16 protein-coding genes are annotated in these 19059 nt (G+C 48.1%); 14 read left to right on the forward strand and 2 right to left on the reverse strand.

The features are described 5' to 3' along the window. Window positions 1-80 precede the first annotated feature (80 nt). Complete coding sequence (locus ABN764_RS17950; protein ID WP_446672672.1) at window positions 81-1193, reverse strand: coiled-coil domain-containing protein; 1113 nt, start codon at window positions 1191-1193, stop codon at window positions 81-83. Window positions 1194-1358: 165 nt separating this feature from the next. Here ABN764_RS17950 and ABN764_RS17955 point away from each other — a divergent pair, with 165 nt between their 5' ends. Then, the gene (locus tag ABN764_RS17955; RefSeq protein ID WP_021256771.1) at window positions 1359-2492 is read left to right on the forward strand and encodes a class I SAM-dependent methyltransferase; all 1134 of its coding nucleotides are present in this window, start codon (window positions 1359-1361) and stop codon (window positions 2490-2492) included. 115 nt (window positions 2493-2607) lie between these two features. On the opposite strand, the gene ABN764_RS17960 is transcribed toward ABN764_RS17955, so the two are convergent. After that, a complete protein-coding gene (locus ABN764_RS17960) occupies window positions 2608-2844 on the reverse strand; it encodes a DUF2626 domain-containing protein (RefSeq protein WP_021256770.1) in 237 nt (78 codons plus the stop codon). A gap of 336 nt (window positions 2845-3180) precedes the next feature. On the opposite strand from ABN764_RS17960, the gene ABN764_RS17965 reads away from it, so the two are divergent. The 13 genes from ABN764_RS17965 to ABN764_RS18025 all read left to right on the forward strand — a co-directional run bounded on the left by ABN764_RS17965 (window position 3181) and on the right by ABN764_RS18025 (window position 19038). Further along, complete coding sequence (locus ABN764_RS17965; protein WP_021256769.1) at window positions 3181-3825, forward strand: RsfA family transcriptional regulator; 645 nt, start codon at window positions 3181-3183, stop codon at window positions 3823-3825. 120 nt (window positions 3826-3945) lie between these two features. Further along, the gene (locus tag ABN764_RS17970) at window positions 3946-4935 is read left to right on the forward strand and encodes a ketopantoate reductase family protein (RefSeq protein ID WP_446672673.1); all 990 of its coding nucleotides are present in this window, start codon (window positions 3946-3948) and stop codon (window positions 4933-4935) included. A 47-nt stretch (window positions 4936-4982) separates the two neighbouring features. Further along, entirely contained in the window at window positions 4983-5369 is a 387-nt protein-coding gene (locus ABN764_RS17975) for a DUF3397 domain-containing protein (protein ID WP_021256767.1), read from the forward strand. 176 nt (window positions 5370-5545) lie between these two features. Next, window positions 5546-7177, forward strand: coding sequence for a bacillithiol biosynthesis cysteine-adding enzyme BshC (gene bshC / locus ABN764_RS17980; RefSeq protein ID WP_174810251.1), 1632 nt, complete (start codon window positions 5546-5548; stop codon window positions 7175-7177). Between the two features lie 99 nt (window positions 7178-7276). Continuing rightward, window positions 7277-8563, forward strand: coding sequence for an adenosylhomocysteinase (locus ABN764_RS17985; RefSeq protein WP_065290512.1), 1287 nt, complete (start codon window positions 7277-7279; stop codon window positions 8561-8563). Window positions 8564-8759: 196 nt separating this feature from the next. Next, entirely contained in the window at window positions 8760-9830 is a 1071-nt protein-coding gene (locus ABN764_RS17990) for a DUF4349 domain-containing protein (protein ID WP_446672674.1), read from the forward strand. Between the two features lie 190 nt (window positions 9831-10020). Next, window positions 10021-10452: a division/cell wall cluster transcriptional repressor MraZ gene (gene mraZ / locus ABN764_RS17995; protein ID WP_044356991.1), complete on the forward strand. Its 432-nt coding sequence runs from the start codon at window positions 10021-10023 to the stop codon at window positions 10450-10452. Window positions 10453-10516: 64 nt separating this feature from the next. Next, the gene (rsmH, locus tag ABN764_RS18000) at window positions 10517-11470 is read left to right on the forward strand and encodes a 16S rRNA (cytosine(1402)-N(4))-methyltransferase RsmH (protein ID WP_138184891.1); all 954 of its coding nucleotides are present in this window, start codon (window positions 10517-10519) and stop codon (window positions 11468-11470) included. 14 nt (window positions 11471-11484) lie between these two features. Continuing rightward, window positions 11485-11874, forward strand: coding sequence for a cell division protein FtsL (gene ftsL2 / locus ABN764_RS18005; protein WP_446672675.1), 390 nt, complete (start codon window positions 11485-11487; stop codon window positions 11872-11874). 13 nt (window positions 11875-11887) lie between these two features. Then, window positions 11888-14071: a penicillin-binding transpeptidase domain-containing protein gene (locus ABN764_RS18010; RefSeq protein WP_446672676.1), complete on the forward strand. Its 2184-nt coding sequence runs from the start codon at window positions 11888-11890 to the stop codon at window positions 14069-14071. A 129-nt stretch (window positions 14072-14200) separates the two neighbouring features. Next, entirely contained in the window at window positions 14201-16135 is a 1935-nt protein-coding gene (locus tag ABN764_RS18015) for a stage V sporulation protein D (RefSeq protein WP_021256759.1), read from the forward strand. Window positions 16136-16147: 12 nt separating this feature from the next. Further along, the gene (locus tag ABN764_RS18020; RefSeq protein ID WP_446672731.1) at window positions 16148-17635 is read left to right on the forward strand and encodes a UDP-N-acetylmuramoyl-L-alanyl-D-glutamate--2,6-diaminopimelate ligase; all 1488 of its coding nucleotides are present in this window, start codon (window positions 16148-16150) and stop codon (window positions 17633-17635) included. Next, window positions 17632-19038, forward strand: coding sequence for a UDP-N-acetylmuramoyl-tripeptide--D-alanyl-D-alanine ligase (locus ABN764_RS18025; RefSeq protein ID WP_446672677.1), 1407 nt, complete (start codon window positions 17632-17634; stop codon window positions 19036-19038). The genes ABN764_RS18020 and ABN764_RS18025 overlap by 4 nt, the downstream gene beginning before the upstream one ends. Window positions 19039-19059 lie beyond the last annotated feature (21 nt).

The raw sequence follows: 19059 nt of genomic DNA on the forward strand, positions 1-19059 counted from the left end.
AGTATCCATCCATGGTACAATGCACTGGATACGGCCATCTGCTGATTCTCTGAACGAGGAGAAGTTCTAGCCTTACCGCCTTACCAGCTGAGCGCCAGCTTGACGGTAAGGCTTTTGTCTTCAATTGTCACTTCTTTGGCTTCAATAAAAGATACGAGCTGCTTCGGGTAGAAGCCAAGATCGAATTTTTGCTCCAACTCTGTACGCGTCGACTCGGGCAGTTCAAGCCCATTGAACAACATTCGATCAACATGGAACAAGATTCGATTCTCAGGTTCCGATTCTATCGTATAATGCCCTTCGATACGTACGCTCATGCCAGAGCGCGAGCCTTCAGCGGCGATCATGCCTTCCTTGAATTGGAATGCAAAGGTTTCGAACATGGGATCCTGCTCACGGAGAAACTGATTGAGTTGTTCTTCCTTGACTGTGATCGTATAATTAGTACCCTCGATGCTAAGGCTTCCACTATTTTTGACAAAATCGGGGAGCTTGTTCATCGCATTGGCCAATGCTCGGAAATAATGACGAACTTCATAAAGTCCAACGTTCTGCCAGTAAGTTGTAAACTCTTGTATAAGTGCATTCATCGCTTTAGGATCACTGCTGGCCGATATGTCAGCGTTCAGCTTCTGCTGCAGCCGCTTGAGCCGATCGCGCTGATCAATCAGCTGAGTGCGTACCGTTGAAAGCTCCCTTTCCAGACGAATATGCTGATCTCTTGTCTGACGCAAGGCTTTCGTTTGTTCCTTATAGTCATTCATAATGTCCTGATCAGACTGGAAGAGGATCTGGAAATATTCGAATAACTGAAACATATCTTGCAGCTGATCCGCAGAGAGAACAGCCTGGAGCATCATGTCTCGTTCTCCAATATAATAAGCGCGAAGCACACGACCGGCTTGTTCTCGCTTCTGTTCCAAGGCGGCTTCGCGGGTCTGAAGCTCAGCTTCCGTTCGTGAACGTTCTTTGGCTGTCGATGCTTCCTGAACGGAGATACGATCGATCTCCTTATCCAGTTCTGTGATAGAGAGACTCTGTTGAAGCAGCTGTAGCTCTTCAGCGGTAGGCTGAATGCTCCATTGTACAGGCGAAGCTGGCTCCGCACCTGTCGCACACGGAACGATCGCGATGAGCTGCATCGATAGTAGAAGTCCGATAAGCGAGCGCCATGCGCGTGTCGTTATGGTCATGAGGCGACCTCCTTAAATAGTTGCACAACATTATCGTATGTTCAGATCGGGTTGGACATGACCTGAACTCGTGGTTGTGTACATAGAGTTGTATACATGGATGATACTTGCATGACTTAGCAAGATACTTCTATTGAACCTGCATAGATAGAAAGGAAGGACTGTATGTCTCATTATCAGCCGAATCCCGTCCTCATTCAATACTTAATTAACCAAATTGAACAATCCGATAGCAGCTGCATCCCTTTCTCGCAGTTTATGGGCACCTGTCTGTATCACGCAACAGACGGATATTATATGTCAGAACGACCGAAGATCGGGCGTAATGGCGATTTCTATACAAGCTCGAATATCGGCTCAATCATGGCTGAGATGCTTGCTGTCTATGTAGAACGACGCACAAGGGAGCGTGGCTGGGATGCTGATTCCATCACGCTGGTAGAATGGGGAGCTGGTACAGGACGACTCGCACTGCAGATGAGCCAGCGGCTTAAGTATGATCGCTTCGAAGGCTATAAGCATGTCATTGTGGAAAGAAGCCCGCATCATCAGAGACTAGTATCCGAATTGCTCGGAGGAGAGCGGGTTCCAATTACATGGTGGGATGAACAGGTGTTTGAACAAGAGGCTCCTACACGGCGCCTGTTCGTTGTAGCCAATGAACTGCTTGATGCATTCCCAGTCGAGCGCATCCGGCATCATGATGGGCGGTATGAACAGTGCTATGTGAAGTGGGATGAGGAGAAGGAGCAATTCATGCCGCTATGGCTGCCCGCAACGGAAGATATTCTCCTATGGCTAGAGGAACATGAAATTCAACTTGTGGATCAGCAAATTTTTGATGCGGGGATTGCGATGACGGCCTGGATGACCTCAATTTTAAGTCAGGTGGGGGAAGCAGAGTTCATATTTATTGATTATGGGGATGGAACGAATGAGCTGACAGCAGCACATCGGATGGAGGGGACACTGATGTGTTACCATCGTCATCAGGCTCATGACAACCCTTGGATTCATATTGGCGAGCAAGATATCACGTCGATGGTGGATTTCGATATTTGCCAGCGTGTTGCGAAGCAAGTGAATGCTGCGATCATCGGTTATATGACACAAAAGTCATTTTTACTCGAACAGGGGTTGCTAAATGAATTGCAGCAGCATACCAACCCAGATCCGTTCAGTGCGGAAGCGCGTCGCAATCGTGCCATTCGACAATTGCTGCTGAGTGATCAGATGAGTGAACGGTTTCATGTACTCCTGCTGTCTTGCGGTTCGGAATCGGAAATTGGAATATTATAAGATTCAACACAAAAGAAGCGCCATGAGATCGCCGATCTCTTGACGCTTCTTTCTGTATCTATTCATTCTTTCATTCATTATCCGTCCGCAACAAGTCAACAGACAGTGATGCTGCTTAGTAAGGGTTTTTCATAACAAAGACGCTCCAGTACGAAAAGCCGCTGAAGCATACGACCATGTACGCCCAAAACAGCATTGTATATGTACGTTCGGACAATTTCAAGTAACCCAGCAACACAAAAAAAGCAGTCTGCATGAAGAATAGGAGCGCCATCTCAATCATGTCTCCTGCGAACGCCATCAGACCGATTACTAATGTCCAGAAGCCGAGTACGCGATACATCCGTGCCACGATTCATCCCCCTCTCGTTACGTTCAACCCAACATTTACTATTGACATTATAGCGTTCTAGCCATCTGGTGTAAACTGCCAATCTTGATGGATTAACGAACTTTTTCGGAATCTCACCTTCATTGTGATCTATTGTATGGACAGGCATACGTATGATTCATAGAAAAAATGGATATACATTTTAGTATCCGATAGATTCTATGAACTCTACCATGGGCATAGAGATGGAATAAGCGGTTGATTACCGACTGATCATCCTTCGTCACTTGCTTCAATGCATATGGCGTGGGTGCTGTATACAACCGAATTGAATGAGTGTCGTTAGGAGGGTATCGCATGACAGCAATTAGACAAGATGCGTGGACAGCGGACGATGATTTGATTTTGGCAGAAGTGACGTTAAGACATATTCGAGAAGGAAGTACCCAGCTAGCTGCTTTTGAAGAAGTAGGGGAAAAGATTGGCCGCACCTCTGCGGCTTGCGGATTCCGCTGGAATAGCTGTGTCCGTAAAAAATATGAAGCTGCCATTCAGCTTGCAAAAGCACAGCGTCAAAAGCGAAACTATATGAAAAAGCAGCCTATTGGTGCACAGGTGGCCTCTATTGCATTGGCGGACAGTGAAGAAGTCGGCCTTAAGCCAGAGCTCATTACCGAAGAATCACTTTCCATGGATATGGTGATCCGCTTCTTGCGTCAATGGCGCAACAGTTATCAAGAGCTGTCGCGTCAATTGAAGCATACGGAGAAAGAACTGCATGAGAAGGAAGAGCAGTATCACCGTCTGCGTGAAGAGAATGAGTATCTCTCCAAACAGGTGAATGCCGTTCAAACGGATTACCGTACGGTAAATGATGATTATAAGGCGCTCATTCAAATTATGGATCGTGCTCGCAGATTAGCGATTTTAAGTGAAGAAGAGGACGACTCCAAAACTCGCTTTCGGATGGACGCCAATGGCAATCTAGAGCGAATTGAATAGTTCCATCCGCTTACAGAAAGCGTGAAGGGAGAGCATTGCTCACTCTTTGCGCTTTTTTGTGTTTTTGCATTCGGTTTGATATAACAAATAGATACTTGTACACAAGGGAAGGTGCCTGATATGGTTATCGATATTATTGGCGGGGGGTCATTGGGGCTGCTTCATGCAGCGATGCTGATGAGAACACGTAATTCAATAGATAGCAGCAATACGAAGGTGAGGATGTGGACACGAACTCCGGAGCAGGCGGAGCTAATTCGTAGTCAAGGGATTCACCTCGAGGATCTGGATGGGAGGCAGGCCCATATCTATCCAGTACATGCGTATCCGTTGGCAGAAGCAGGAGAAGTACTTGAACGGACAGGTATGAGAGCGAGCAGCATATGGTTGTTCGTGAAGCAGACACATATTGATTCTGAGCTTCTTAGTCAGTTAGAGAAGTTTCCTAGAGAGCAGACAGCTTCATTGGTGTGCTATCAGAATGGGGTTGGTCATATGGAAGCACTTAGTGCGATATGGCCGCACGAGCAATTAATATGGGCGGTTACAACGGAAGCGGCTAAGCGAGTAAATTGCAATGAGGTTGTACATACGGGGCACGGGCATACGTCAATTGGCATCTGGGAGCCTGCTGGAAGCCGAACAGAACAGAAGGAATTAGTCAATTCTTTATGTTTGTCAACAAAGAAGTTGCTAGAAAATGCAGGATTTCAAACGTTTTTGTCGAACAACATCGAAGGTATGGTTTATCAGAAATTGCTTGTCAATGTCATTATTAACCCATTAACGGCTGTGCTACGCATCAAGAACGGTCAACTGCTGCTGCAAGAGGACAGGCTGTCTTTAATGAAGGAGTTGTTCGGTGAGGCTGCTGCGGTATACCGAGCGGCTCATATTTCCATCGATGAAGAGAAGGATTGGGAGCGGGTTGTTCAGGTGTGCCGGATGACTTCGTCCAATTCGTCGTCCATGCTTCAAGATGTAGAAGCGGGAAGAAGGACAGAAATAGAGGCAATAACGGGGGCACTTATCCGAATGGCTGATCGATATGAGGTTGCAGTACCGCTTCATCGTATGATGTACCGTCTTATTCTAGCAAGTTGCGAATAACATTTCCCGTGCTGATCCCTTGTTGAGAGGAGTGAGTCTACCCGAATATGTTTCAACTGATGTTTGACGGATTCGTTCTGCTTTCTTTACTGCCCTTCTTCCCATTTCTTATTACTTGGCTAATTGGTAGGGGGCTGCTTAAACCGAAGAAGAGGGCAATTAAGCTGGCAATGGATATAACGACGGTGTTTCTCATTGCCTCGGTAGGCGGTTTATATAATACGTTGTTTGATTCTAAGGCAGGATTTTATTGGATACTGTTCTTTCTGTTAATCGCAGCAGGGTTAATCGGTGGGTTGCAACAGCAGAAGTATGGCAGGTGGGATCCGAGAAAATTGATTCGTGTCATTTGGCGAATAACTTTCTTCTTGCTTGGCGTACTGTACGTTTTCTTGCTATTAATTGGAATAATTATTTATTCGGCAAGCATGTAGGATAAGCTATACTCATAAAGGTAGATTATTGATAGGACTCATGCGTCAATATCAATGGATGATGGCAGCTAGTTGTTGAATTGTGCATGAAGGAATGGAATACATAATCTTTGTTTTGACGGTCAGAAGCCGCATTGTGTACAATCGAGACGAGGCAAAAAGGGAGGCGGCTATCTTTGAAATGGCCAATATTATCTATTCCGGTTCAGCAACCGCTGACCGTACAGTACATGGAACGCGAACCATCTGTTGTCGAGACGTTCTACGAATATCATCCGGACTTGGATTGGGAGAAGAGAGCGGATTGGGTGGAGCGTTCAGGACAGCTAAGAGTGAATCGCACACGCTTGGCCGATGTGCTTACCCGCTATAATGAGCGGTTCAATAACAGCCAAGCTGTACGAGATTCCATAGAACGACTGAAGGATGAGCGGTCGTTAGTCGTTGTAGGGGGACAGCAGGGCGGCTTGTTTACGGGTCCGCTGCTTGTTCTGTATAAAGCAATTTCCATTATTCGAATGGCGCAAGAAGCAGAAATCAAATTAGCAAGACCAGTGGTTCCTGTCTTCTGGATTGCTGGAGAGGATCATGATTTTGATGAGGTTGATCATACGTATGTGGTAACCTCCGATCCTGCTGTACAGCGTATACGAATGGAGAAGCCAGGTGATCGTCGTGCCCCTGTGAGCCATGTGAAGCTGGATGCTGCTGCATGGGAATCGGTTCTTACAGAGCTAGAGAGTTCCTTGCCCAAGACGGAGTTTACACCAGGGCTGCTCGAGCACCTGCGCGAATCAGTGGCTACTTGTGCCACGCTGTCAGATTCCTTCGCAGCGACTATGGGCCGACTATTTGGTGAATATGGACTGGTGCTCATCGATTCGGCAGATGACGGACTGCGCGAGCTTGAAGCGCCTATGTTCGAGGCGATTCTCCAGCACAATGACCGACTGGAGAAGGCTTACGACACCAGTGAGCAGCAGCTTGCTTCTTATGGCTATAGCCCTCAGGCGATACGTTCCGAACACAGCGCGAATGTGTTCCTCGTGCGTGACGGGGAGCGACACTTGCTGCATAAGGAGAACGGGCAATTCGTCAATCATCGCCAAGGAATATCGTGCACGATGGAGCAGATGTTGGACATCGCACGGAATTCACCGCAGGAGCTGAGCAATAATGTATTGACGAGACCGCTTATGCAGGACTATTTATTCCCAGTACTGGCTACCGTGCTTGGACCAGGAGAAATTGCTTACTGGGCGCAGACGAAGCAGGCATTCAGAGAGCTGGGCATGAGAATGCCAATCATATGGCCACGCATGGGATTTACTTGTATTGAGGGGACACTAAATAAGCTTCTGGATAAGTATGAGTTGTCGGTTGAAGATGTTGTGTATCATTACGAAGCAAGAAGAGCTTCGTGGCTGCAAGCGCAGGATGCACTTCACTTGGATGAACGCTTCGAGACGCTGCGTGCAGAAGTGGATACCAGATATACGGAGCTGCTGGAGGACCTTGTCGTATCGCTTCCTGCACTTGGGAAACTTGGTGCTACGAATCATAATAAAGTACTTGAACAGATTGATTTCCTTCATCACCGTGCTAAGGACGCGATGGCGAAGCAGCATGAATCAGGTTTGCGGCAGTGGGAACGGCTGCATGTCTCCCTTCATCCGCTTGGCAAACCACAGGAACGTGTATTGAATATGCTGGGGTATGCCTGCCGTTACGGTGAGAATTGGTTTGCGATGTTGATGGAGGCTCCTGTCGTATGGAGAGGGGAACATCGCATCGCCCTATTGTCATAAGCTATGTTAAGAGCATGAGCTGGAAAGACCCGATTTCCTGAAATCAAGACGGATCATGAAATGGCTTCTTAATCCAAAATGGGAGAGGATGAACTGTCCATGAGTAATACACCAACTCGTAATACAAATGCGGCAAACAAGAGCATCATCCGAGATATTGCATTGGCACCAGAAGGTCATTTGAAAATTGAATGGGTTCAAGCGCATATGCCTGTGCTTAACCGCATTCGGGAACAATTTGAGGCGGAGCAGCCGTTCAAAGGACTCAAAGTAGCAATATCGCTTCATTTGGAGGCGAAGACCGCTTATTTGGCGAAGGTCGTTCAAGCTGGTGGCGCAGATGTAACGATAACAGGAAGCAACCCGTTGTCGACGCAGGATGATGTATGCGCTGCGCTAGTTGAAGACGGCATTACTGTATACGCCAAGTACAACCCAGATCCGGAAGAATATAAGCAGTTGCTTATTCACACATTGGAGACGAAGCCTGATTTGATTATCGACGATGGCGGAGATTTGGTCTCGATTCTGCACGCTGAGCGCCCTGACTTGCGTGATCAAGTGAGAGGCGGCGCGGAAGAAACGACTACAGGCATTCTCCGCTTGAAAGCGATGGAGAAAGATGGCACGCTTCAATTCCCGATGGTTGCCGTTAATGATGCGTATTGCAAGTATTTGTTCGACAACCGTTATGGTACTGGTCAGTCGGTATGGGATGGCATTAATCGTACAACGAATCTGGTTGTAGCCGGCAAGACGGTGGTCGTGGTCGGGTACGGATGGTGCGGCAAGGGTGTTGCCATGCGTGCCAAAGGTCTCGGCGCGAATGTCGTTGTTACCGAGGTGGACGCGATCAAAGGCGTAGAAGCCTACATGGATGGATTTACAGTGCTGCCGATGATCGAAGCCGCTCGTGTAGGAGATATCTTTGTGACCGTCACAGGCAACCGTGATTGCATCCGTGGTGAGCATTATGACGTGATGAAGGACGGTGCCATCTTGTCCAATGCTGGACATTTCGATGTTGAAGTGAATAAGCCTGAGCTTGAGGCTCGTTCCACATCTGTACGTACGGTACGCAAGAACATTGAAGAATACAAGCTGCAAGATGGCCGCAGCATCTACTTGCTGGCTGAAGGCCGTCTAGTCAATCTGGCTGCAGGGGATGGCCATCCAGCTGAAATTATGGATATGACATTTGCGCTTCAAGCAATGTCCTTGAAATATGTAAATGATCAATATCAATCCATTGGGAAAAAAGTTGTCAATGTGCCGTATGAGCTTGACGAGCAAGTTGCACGCTACAAGCTGGAGTCGCTCGGAATCTCCGTAGACACGCTTAGCAGCGAGCAAAAGTCTTACTTGGAGAGCTGGCAAGAGCACTGATGGAATGAAGCGATGAAGCCTGTATCAGACAAGAAGGAAGAACCGCCATTAGCGATAGGCTAGTGGCGGTTTTATTTTGGGTATGAAGCTTACCTATGCAACATATTTCCTGGCAATTCGTCTATTGATTGAGTATGGAGAACAAAGCCATTACATCCAAGATATCCATGCCAAGATGATAGAGGGGGCATACGGGATGAAAAAGAGAAATTGGGGATGGAAAACAGTCGTGCTGGCGTCGCTTCTGCTGTTGCTGCTTCTTGGTGGCTGTAGTTCGGCATCAGACAGTCAAGGGTTAAAAATGGCGGGGAATACAGCGCCAGAAGCGGCTCAGATGGAAGCGACTAGTAATGATGCTGCTGTAAGTAGAGAGGAACCATTACAGGTGGGTGCGGGGCAGCAAGTGCAGGTAAAGACCGATCGCAAGCTCATTTATGAAGCGCAGCTTCGCATGGAAGTTGCCGACTACGGGGCTGTGAAAGAGAAGCTGAATCGATTCATTGCGCAATCACAAGGCTATGTGCTGCAATTTTCGGATCAGGCGACAGACAGCGAGCGAGGCGGATCCTATGTCATTAAAATTCCTGCTGTTGGATTTCAATCGTTCATTGATGAGCTAGGCAAGTGGGAGTCGATCTCCTATACTCGTCAATATTCGGCTAATGATGTGACCGAGGAGTATGTTGATTTACAGGCGCGGCTTAAGGCGCGCCGCACAGTAGAGTCAAGACTGCTGTCCTTCATGGAGAAGGCCACGAAATCGGAAGATTTATTAAACTTCTCGAATGAGCTGGGGAATGTACAATCGGAAATTGAACAAATTGTGGGGAAAATGAGATATTATGATAACAATGTAGCGATGTCCACGATTACATTGGATATGGTTCAACGGCTTAAAGCGAAGCGTGGTCAAGCGCTTGAGGATGCATTTGGAACTCAAGTTGCGGATACCCTTGTAGGCAGTTGGGACGCTCTTGTAAAATGTGTGAAGTCTATTGTTCTCGTGCTTGTTGCGCTGCTTCCTTTTCTTTGTGCGCTGCTCATTATCGGAACTCCGATCTGGCTTATCACCAGAAAGAAGAGAGGAAGGAATGGAAACTTGAGCGGGAATACCGGGGAGAATGTGTTGGGATCAATAACACCAGCAGATGCTGAGGCGGCAGAGGCAGCATTAGAAGACGCAAGTAAAGACAAGGCTGCGGATTCTTCTGAAGTGCAGAGTGACACAGGCAACTCGGCTGTAGACAATGGCGAAGATAGAAGGTAAGAGCATGATTAGGCATGCTGATGTCCTGTCTTTGTATGTGTTAATGGAAACATATCCAAAATTTATATAGGCCTATTTCGCAATAAAATCCTGCTTTCTAGCAGGATTTTTTTCTTTTATGGCGAAGTATACATTCGTTGTGGAGGAAAGTGGGGTACTGTGGTGGATTTAGGGGGAGGAGTGGTGGCTGATGTTCATGGGCGAGTATCAACATAGCATCGATGACAAAGGCCGTCTCATCATACCTGCTAAGCTGCGTGACTCTTTAGGAACCACATTTATACTGACTCGAGGGTTGGATCAGTGTCTCTTCGTCTACCCTATGAATGAATGGGAAGCACTTGAGCAGAAGTTAAAGGCACTTCCCTTAATGAAGGCTGATGCTAGAGCCTTTACCCGTTTCTTCTTTTCTGGGGCAAGTGAATGTGAATGGGACAAGCAAGGTAGGGTTACAATCCCTTCCCATTTGCGCGGCTATGCACATTTGGAAAAAGAATGCATGGTTATCGGTGTCCAGAATCGGGTAGAGATTTGGAGCAAGGATGCTTGGGAACAATATGTAGAGCAGTCGGAATCCGCATTTAACGAAATTGCGGAGACGTTGGTTGATTTTAATTTTTAGGTGAACATCAGGACTATCATAACGCATCGCAGCTAGATGGGAACCGAAATTGGGAGGTATTGCGTTGTTTCATCATATTACCGTGTTGAAAGAAGAATCGGTAGAAGGCTTGCGAATACGTCCTGACGGCATATATGTCGACTGTACGCTAGGAGGAGCTGGACACAGCGAGCGAATTGTTTCTCAGCTGTCATCTGCCGGAAGACTAATTGCGCTGGATCAGGACGATTGGGCGTTGGATAATGCGAAGGTTCGGCTTGCGTCTTATTTGGATCGCGTAACGCTTGTCAAAACCAACTTCCGCCATTTGGAGGAAGCATTGATTCAAGCGGGTGTACCGCAGGTGGATGGAGTTCCACAAGTGGATGGGATCCTATTCGATCTTGGCGTATCATCGCCTCAGCTTGATGAAGGAGAGCGCGGATTCAGCTATAACCATGACGCGCCGCTGGATATGCGTATGGATCAGAATGGCGAATTGACAGCTTACGATATTATCAATGGCTGGTCAGAAGCCGATATCGCGAAAATTCTATATCAATACGGGGAAGAGAAATTCTCGAAGCGGATTGCCAGAGAGATTGGGGCAGCTCGTGCTAAGCAGCCCATTCAGACGACCGGAGAACTCGCAGAGCTGGTGAAGGCAGGTATTCCTGCTGCTGCAAGACGAACAGGCGGACATCCTGCGAAGCGAAGCTTCCAGGCGCTCCGAATTGCTGTTAATGACGAGCTTGGCGCTTTTGAAGATGCCTTGCATCAAGCGGTACGCTGCTTGAAGCCGGAAGGAAGAGTGGCCGTAATTACGTTCCACTCGCTGGAAGATCGGATCTGTAAGCATATTATGAATGAGTATGTTGGAAGATGCACCTGTCCACCGGGTTTGCCAATGTGTGCATGTGGCCACAAAAGTGTATTGTCGTTAGTGAATCGCAAACCAATTGCCCCGAATGATAACGAGTTGGCAGACAACCCGCGGTCGCGTTCGGCTAAGTTGCGTGTTGCTCAAAAATTGGGATGAGGGGGAGCAGATAAATGGCCTATGTGCGCGGCAACCTGGCGATGCGTCCAGAGAAACAGACACAGCAGAAGCCTCGATATCGTCAAACGAAGAAGAAGGTAACCCGGAAATCTACTCTACCTACTCGAGAGAAGCTGCTTTATTTGGGCACAATCGGTTTCTGCGCGGGCGTAGCTTTGTTCATCATTAGTGGGTATGCCAATATTTACAACATGAACCTGAAGGTTCAAGAAACGAAGCGGGCAACGGTTGCACTGACGAATGAAGTGTCGGAGCTAACGGTGGAGAAGGAGAAGCTGTCCGATTGGAATCGGATTGAACGCGAAGCAAGAAAGAATGGTTTGCGCTTCCCTGAGACATTATCTGAAATTGATGTATACAAACAACAAGTAGGAAACGATTAAACGAGGGATGAAGATGGTCAAACGAATTAAGTTGCGCACGTTGACGATCGGGGGCTTATTCACCCTCTTTTTTATTGTCATTATTGGGAGACTGTTTTGGTACCAAGTTATTAATCAGCCATTTTGGATGGCGGAAGCCAAGCAGTCTTGGGCTGTGAAGAAGGAGATTACCCCAGTTCGAGGCACGATATATGACAAGAATGGTGAAGTGCTTGCTATGGATGCACCTGCATACACAGTAGCGGTCGGCCCTAAGATCATTCAGGAACTGCGCACCTCGAAGAAGTTAGTTGAGAAGAATATTGATGTAGAGCGGCTTATCGTAGAAAAACTGAGCGTCATACTGAAGAAACCTGAGAACGAATTGTATGAGCTCGTCCGCAAGAAGAAAGACAAGGATGAGTTCTATGCGCAGGTAGAAGTTCGCAGTGAAGGCTGGAAGGTGAACGATGAGACTGCACAGAAGCTAAGAGACTTCACAGATGAGTTGAAGAAGACGACAGAATTGAGAGATGTCGGACTCTACCTCTTGCCTGAGGTGAAGCGTTTCTACGCGAAAGAATCATTGGCGTCGCATGTGCTTGGTTATACAGATAAGCAGGGCAATCCGATCGGCGGAATTGAGAAGCTGTATGACGAACAGCTGCGCGGAGCTGCAGGGATGCTCCAATATGAGAAAGATCGGATGGGTAATAAGCTGCCGAAGGCTTCGGAAGTATACAAGCCATCTAAGGATGGAGACAACATATACCTCACTATCGATCGTAATATTCAGCAATATATTCAAGATGCAATGCGTGAGGTGTACAATAAATACTCTCCTCATAGCATGACGGTAATAGCAGCAGATCCGAAGACTGGCGATATATTGGGGCTCGCGAATATGCCAGATTTCAATCCGAATACGTATTGGGATGCTAAGGACATTGCAGCTTTTTACAATCATGCGGTTCAGTCTCGATATGAGCCGGGCTCAACATTCAAAATTGTGACACTGGCCGCGGCTGTGCAGGAAGGCATCTTTGATCCGAATGCGACATTCGTTTCTGGACGCATCTATGCGGGAGGACGGCTCATCCACGACGTTAACCGTGATGGATGGGGGAGAATTACGTACTTCGAAGGTCTTAAGCGATCCAGTAACGTTGCCTTCGTTAAACTTGGATTTGAGCAATTGAAGGAAGATCGCTTGAAGGCGTACATTGAGAAATTTGGCTTTGGCAAACCGACAGGCATTGAACTTCCCGGAGAGAACAATGGTCTTATCCGATTTGAATATCCGGCAGACGTGGCTGCGGCATCGTACGGACACGGTAAGGTTCAAGTTACGCCAATCCAGCAAATTATGGCAGTGGCAGCTGTAGCAAATGGCGGCAAGCTTATGAAACCGCATATTGTTGGGAAGGTTCATGATCCCGTTACGGGTGAAGTGACTGAACGCAAGCCGGAGGTAGTTCGTCAAGTAATCGACCCAGGCGTTGCAAAAACGGTAAGTGAATATTTGGAACAGGTTGTTGCGGATCAGCAGATTGGTACAGGTAAAAATGCGTATATCGAAGGATATCGCGTTGCCGGCAAGACAGGTACAGCATTGAAGGTCATTAACGGTGAATATGCCACGACTCGTGCGGTAGTATCTTTCGTCGGCTTTGCTCCTGTTGAGGATCCACGTATTGCTCTTTTGGTTGTTGTGGATGATCCGCAGGATTATTGGGAAGGTGGCGGCTTTGTAGCGCCGCTCATGTTCAAGAAGATCGTATCGCAGTCGCTGCGTTACATGGGTGTTCCTTCTTCAATCTCCGGCCAAGAAAAGGGCAGTGACAAGAAGACGGGTGCACCAACAACCGTTAAGGCACCTGATATTCAGGGCCTGAAGCCTTACGATGCCAAACAGCGATTGGCTGAGCAAGGCATCGTCTTCGAGACGGTTGGAGCAGGGCAGAAAGTGAAGCGTCAATATCCGGCGCCAGGCGAGCCATTGGCAATCGGCCAACGGATATACCTGCTTACTGACGAGCCTGATAAGCTGCCTTTGCCGAACTTTAAGGGCAAATCGCTGCGTGATGTCATGGAGATCACCTCCATGCTCGGTTGGGAAGTTCGTGTTGATGGAGAAGGCTACGTCACCGAACAAAAAGAAACCAATGAAAATGGGGCACGTATCGTTCATATTAAATTGGAGCCGAAACATCCGTAAGGTGTGAGGCGGAGAAGGAAAAAAGTGGTCTTGTGTAGGCTTACGGATCATCCTCTTGAAGCTTGTTCTATCCGCTGGTTGTCCCGAATAGGTTGTTTATGAACCGATGTCGGACGAGGGAGGGTATATATGAAGGTTACAGGGGTGACGATCCGTAAGAGGTTAATCGTTGGAATGGTGCTCATATCGATTGGATTTATCGCGCTCATTGTCCGCTTGGCGTATGTGCAGTTGTGGGAGGGCAAAGATCTGGCGAATCTGGCAGAAGATTCGTGGCGGAGGGAGATTCCTATTTCTCAGAAGCGCGGTGAGATACTGGATCGCAAAGGCGAAAGAATCGCCTACAATATCAGTTCTCCAACGATATGGGCTATTCCTGTGCAAATTGAAGACCAGAAAGCCACTGCAGCACAAATTGCACCTCTCCTTGGGATGAAAACGGAAGTTGTAGAGCGCATGATTGCGAAAGGGCAGTCTGTGAAGCAGATTAAGGGCGGCGGTCGTAAAATATCGCTTGAAACAGCGGAAAAAGTGCGGGAGTTGAACTTGCCGGGGATCGTCGTGGCAGAGGATAATAAAAGATATTATCCTTATGGCGATTTGGCGGCTCATATACTCGGCTTCACTGGTATAGACAATCAAGGGTTGACAGGTATTGAGCAGAGGTATGATTCTGCATTAACCGGCTTGAGAGGCAACATCGCTTATTTGTCTGATGCAAGCGGCAATCAGATGCCGAATTCCTCAGAAAAGTACATCGTTCCCCGAGATGGATTAAATTTGCAATTGACGATTGACAAGCAGATACAGACAATTATGGAGCGGGAACTTGATCGTGCGATGGAGGAATTGAAGCCGAATCAGGCGCTGGCGATTGCCATGGATCCGAATACGGGTGAAATTTTGGCAATGGCAAGCAAGCCAAGCTACGATCCGGCTCATTACAAGGACTTCCCCTCTGATGTATATGATCGCAATCTGCCTATTTGGATGACTTATGAGCCGGGTTCTACGTTCAAGATCATTACGCTTGCTGCCGCGATACAGGAGGGCAAGGTTGATCTGTACAATGAACATTTTTTTGACCCTGGACGTGTAGAAGTCGGTGGAGCGAAGCTGCGCTGCTGGAAACGCGGGGGTCATGGCAGTCAGACCTTCTTGGAAGTCGTCCAAAATTCGTGCAACCCGGGCTTTGTTGCACTTGGTAATCGACTGGGTAAAGAGACATTGTTCGATTACATACGCAACTTTGGTTTCGGACAGAAGACAGGCATTGACCTGAGTGGAGAAGCAAGCGGGATTTTGTTCAAGCTGAGCCGGGTAGGCCCTGTTGAGCTTGCCACTACTGCGTTCGGACAAGGAGTATCTGTCACGCCTATTCAGCAAATTACGGCAGTCTCTGCGGCCATCAATGGAGGCAAGCTGTTCAAGCCGCATGTGGCGAAGTCATTCATTCAGCCGGAGACAGGGATGGTTGTTGAAGATATTAAGCCGGAATTGGTCAGACAAGTCATCAGTCCAGAGACCTCAAGCAAGGTGCGCGATGCTCTTGAACATGTGGTTGCTCAAGGTACGGGGAGAAATGCTTTCATCGATGGTTATCGCGTTGGTGGCAAAACAGGTACCGCACAGAAGGTTATCAATGGCAGATATTCACCGAACGAGCATATTGTATCGTTCGTTGGTTTCGCACCTGCTGATGACCCGAAGGTTGTTATCTATACAGCAGTTGATAATCCGCAAGGCATACAATTCGGTGGTCTTGTAGCCGCGCCGATTGTGAAGCGGATTATGGAAGATACGCTCCATTATATGGGCGTTGAACCGCGGAAGGAACAAGTTTCTCGCAAGTATCGTTTCGATGAGACGCCGGTTGTTGTCGTTCCTAACTTAGTAGGGAAGACCTTGACTGATATCTACGAAGATATGAATATGAATTTTCAATTAGCCAAATCCGGTACGGGCAACACCATTATTCATCAGGCGCCTAAGCCCGGAACCCGTGTAGATCGAGGATCTACGATACGAATCTATATGGGAGAAGAGAAAGAGACGGAGGAATAATTCATGCAACAGATGCAATTGGCTGAAACTTGCTCACGAATGCTGACAGCGAAGTGCAAGGGAGACGAACATACAGTCGTAACAGGACTCGCGATGGATTCACGCCATGTGGCGCAGGGGGATCTGTTCTTCTGTATTTCTGGTACGGCCGAAGACGGTCATCGTTATGCAGAGCAGGCGGTTCAAGCTGGTGCAGCTGCACTTGTGGTAGAACGTGAATTGGAACTGCCAGTTCCTCAATTGATTGTGAAGAGTGCTAGACATGCACTTGCAGTACTGTCAGATGCGTTCTATGGTTCACCTAGCCGCAGTATGAATCTAATTGGCATTACGGGAACGAACGGTAAGACAACAACCACGTATTTGATTGAAAAAATCTTGAATGATGCGAAGCGAAATGCAGGTGTCATCGGAACGATTCAAATGCGTTATGCAGGCAAGGTGTTCCCAATGTCGCGTACAACTCCGAATGCCTTCGAACTGCAAAAGTCGCTTCATGACATGGTGAACGAGGGTGTAGATGCCGTGGCTATGGAAGTATCTTCCCACGCACTCGTACAGGGACGTGTACAAGGCTGCCGTTTCCGTACGGCTGTCTTCACGAACTTAACACAAGATCATCTGGACTATCACGAGACGATGGAAGCATATCGTGAAGCCAAAGGCCTGTTGTTCTCACGGCTAGGCAATACATTCTCTGACGCTGAGGAAGATCGCTCCTATGCGGTGCTCAACGCAGATGACCCGGCTTCTGAATACTTCGCAAGCATGACAACCGCTGAGACGATCATGTATGGCATGACAGAGCAGGCGGATGTTCGTGCCGAGAATATTCGGATTGCGGCAAAAGGAACGAGCTTCACAGTTCATACATTCAGAGGCTCGGCAGACATTCAGCTGCGTATGGTTGGTAAGTTCAATGTATACAATGCATTAGCAGCGATTGCTGTAGGACTCATTGAAGGCATCGAACTGGATGCGATTCGTGTGAGCCTTGAAAGTGTTGCTGGAGTTGACGGGCGTGTAGAAGCTGTTGAGGCAGGACAATCCTTTGCCGTGATCGTGGACTACGCGCATACACCGGATGGACTGGAGAATGTGCTGCAGACGGTGAAGGAGTTCGCTGAAGGACGTGTCATCAGTGTATTTGGCTGTGGTGGAGACCGAGATCGTACGAAGCGTCCGCTGATGGCCAAAATCTCGGCGAAATACGCGGATTATTCCATCGTAACTTCCGATAACCCTCGTACGGAAGACCCTGATTTGATTATTAAGGATATTGTAGCGGGCCTTCATGAAGTGAACTTGGATCCAAGCCGTTATGAATGCATCGTTGATCGCCGTGCTGCCATCACGAAAGCTATTGAAATGGCAAGCCCGCACGATGTAGTATTGATTGCGGGGAAAGGCCATGAAACTTACCAAATCATCGGCAAGGAAACATTTGACTTCGATGACCGCTTGGTGGCCAAAGAAGCGATAAGGGGCAAAGTTCAGTGATTGAAACGACGTTACGAGAAGTAGCGGACTTGTGTGGAGGGACACTCTCTGATCCCTCCTATGGGAACCGCACGGTAAAAGGGGTTAGCACGAACTCGCGCAAGATCGATTCTGGTGTATTGTTCGTGCCGCTTCAAGGGGAACGATTCGACGGACATCTGTATGCGGATCAAGCCTTGAAGGATGGGGCAGCGGCTGCGATGTGGCAGTCCAATCATGACGATATGCCGCAAGGCTATCCGCTCATTATGGTGGACAACACATTAGAGGCGCTTCAGCGGCTGGCACAAGCTTATTTAGCCCAGCAGCAGGTTAAGGCTGTAGCCATTACAGGCAGCAATGGCAAGACGACCACGAAGGATATGATTGCTTCTGTTCTTGCGGAACGTTATCGTGTTCACAAGACGGATGGCAATTTCAATAATCATATTGGCCTTCCGTTAACGATATTGTCCATGCCGAAAGATACGGAAATTGCAGTTCTCGAAATGGGGATGAGCGGAAGAGGTGAAATTGAACTTCTGTCTTCCATCGCTCAGCCTGACGCAGCAGTCATTACAAACATCGGGGAAGCGCATCTGCTGCAGCTTGGTTCCCGGGAAGAGATTGCGCGTGCTAAGCTAGAAATTACTAGCGGACTACGAGAAAATGGAGTGCTCATCTGTCATGGAGACGAACCACTCGTTGACATGGCACTTTCAGAAGAAGCGACGAAGCGGCCTGAGCATATGTCAGTTATTCGCTTCGGTGCAGGTATGCAATGTGATGTTCGACCAGAGCATATCGATCTTCATGAGGCGGGGACAACATTCACAGTTGCGGCATCAGGCAGTCAGAATGCGTTGACTGTCGAGCTTCCGCTCTTAGGCAAGCACAATGTCATTAACGCGTTGGCTGCTGTTGCAATAGGCCGCTTGTTCGGTCTGACTGACGAGCAGATTGCGCATGGTCTTGGCAATGCACAAATAAGCGGGATGCGATTTGAACGGACGATTACGTCTGGCGGATGGGTGTTGTTAAATGATGCCTATAATGCAAGTCCGACTGCGACGAAGGCTGCGCTTGACGTGCTTGCTGAACTGCAGGGCGGCAAACGGATTGCGATTCTCGGCGATATGCTAGAGCTAGGCCCTGATGAGGCGAGGCTCCACTATGAAGTAGGAGCATCCATACGCCCGGGCAGCTTGGATCTATTGCTCACGTATGGCGAACTGGGCCGTGAAATTGGATCGGGTGCCCTGCAACATTTTGCAGAGAACGCCGTTTATTCATTTGATGATAAGGCAGCATTGAAGGCTTGCCTGCTGCAGCATGTTCAGGCGGGCGATACCGTGCTTGTGAAGGCATCCAGAGGAATGAAACTAGAAGAAGTTGTTAATGAATGGACTAGTGTCCATCATTAATGGGTTGTGTAACGGGAGGTG

The sequence above is a fragment of the Paenibacillus wuxiensis genome, assembly GCF_040195695.1.
Taxonomy (GTDB): domain Bacteria; phylum Bacillota; class Bacilli; order Paenibacillales; family Paenibacillaceae; genus Paenibacillus_B; species Paenibacillus_B suaedae.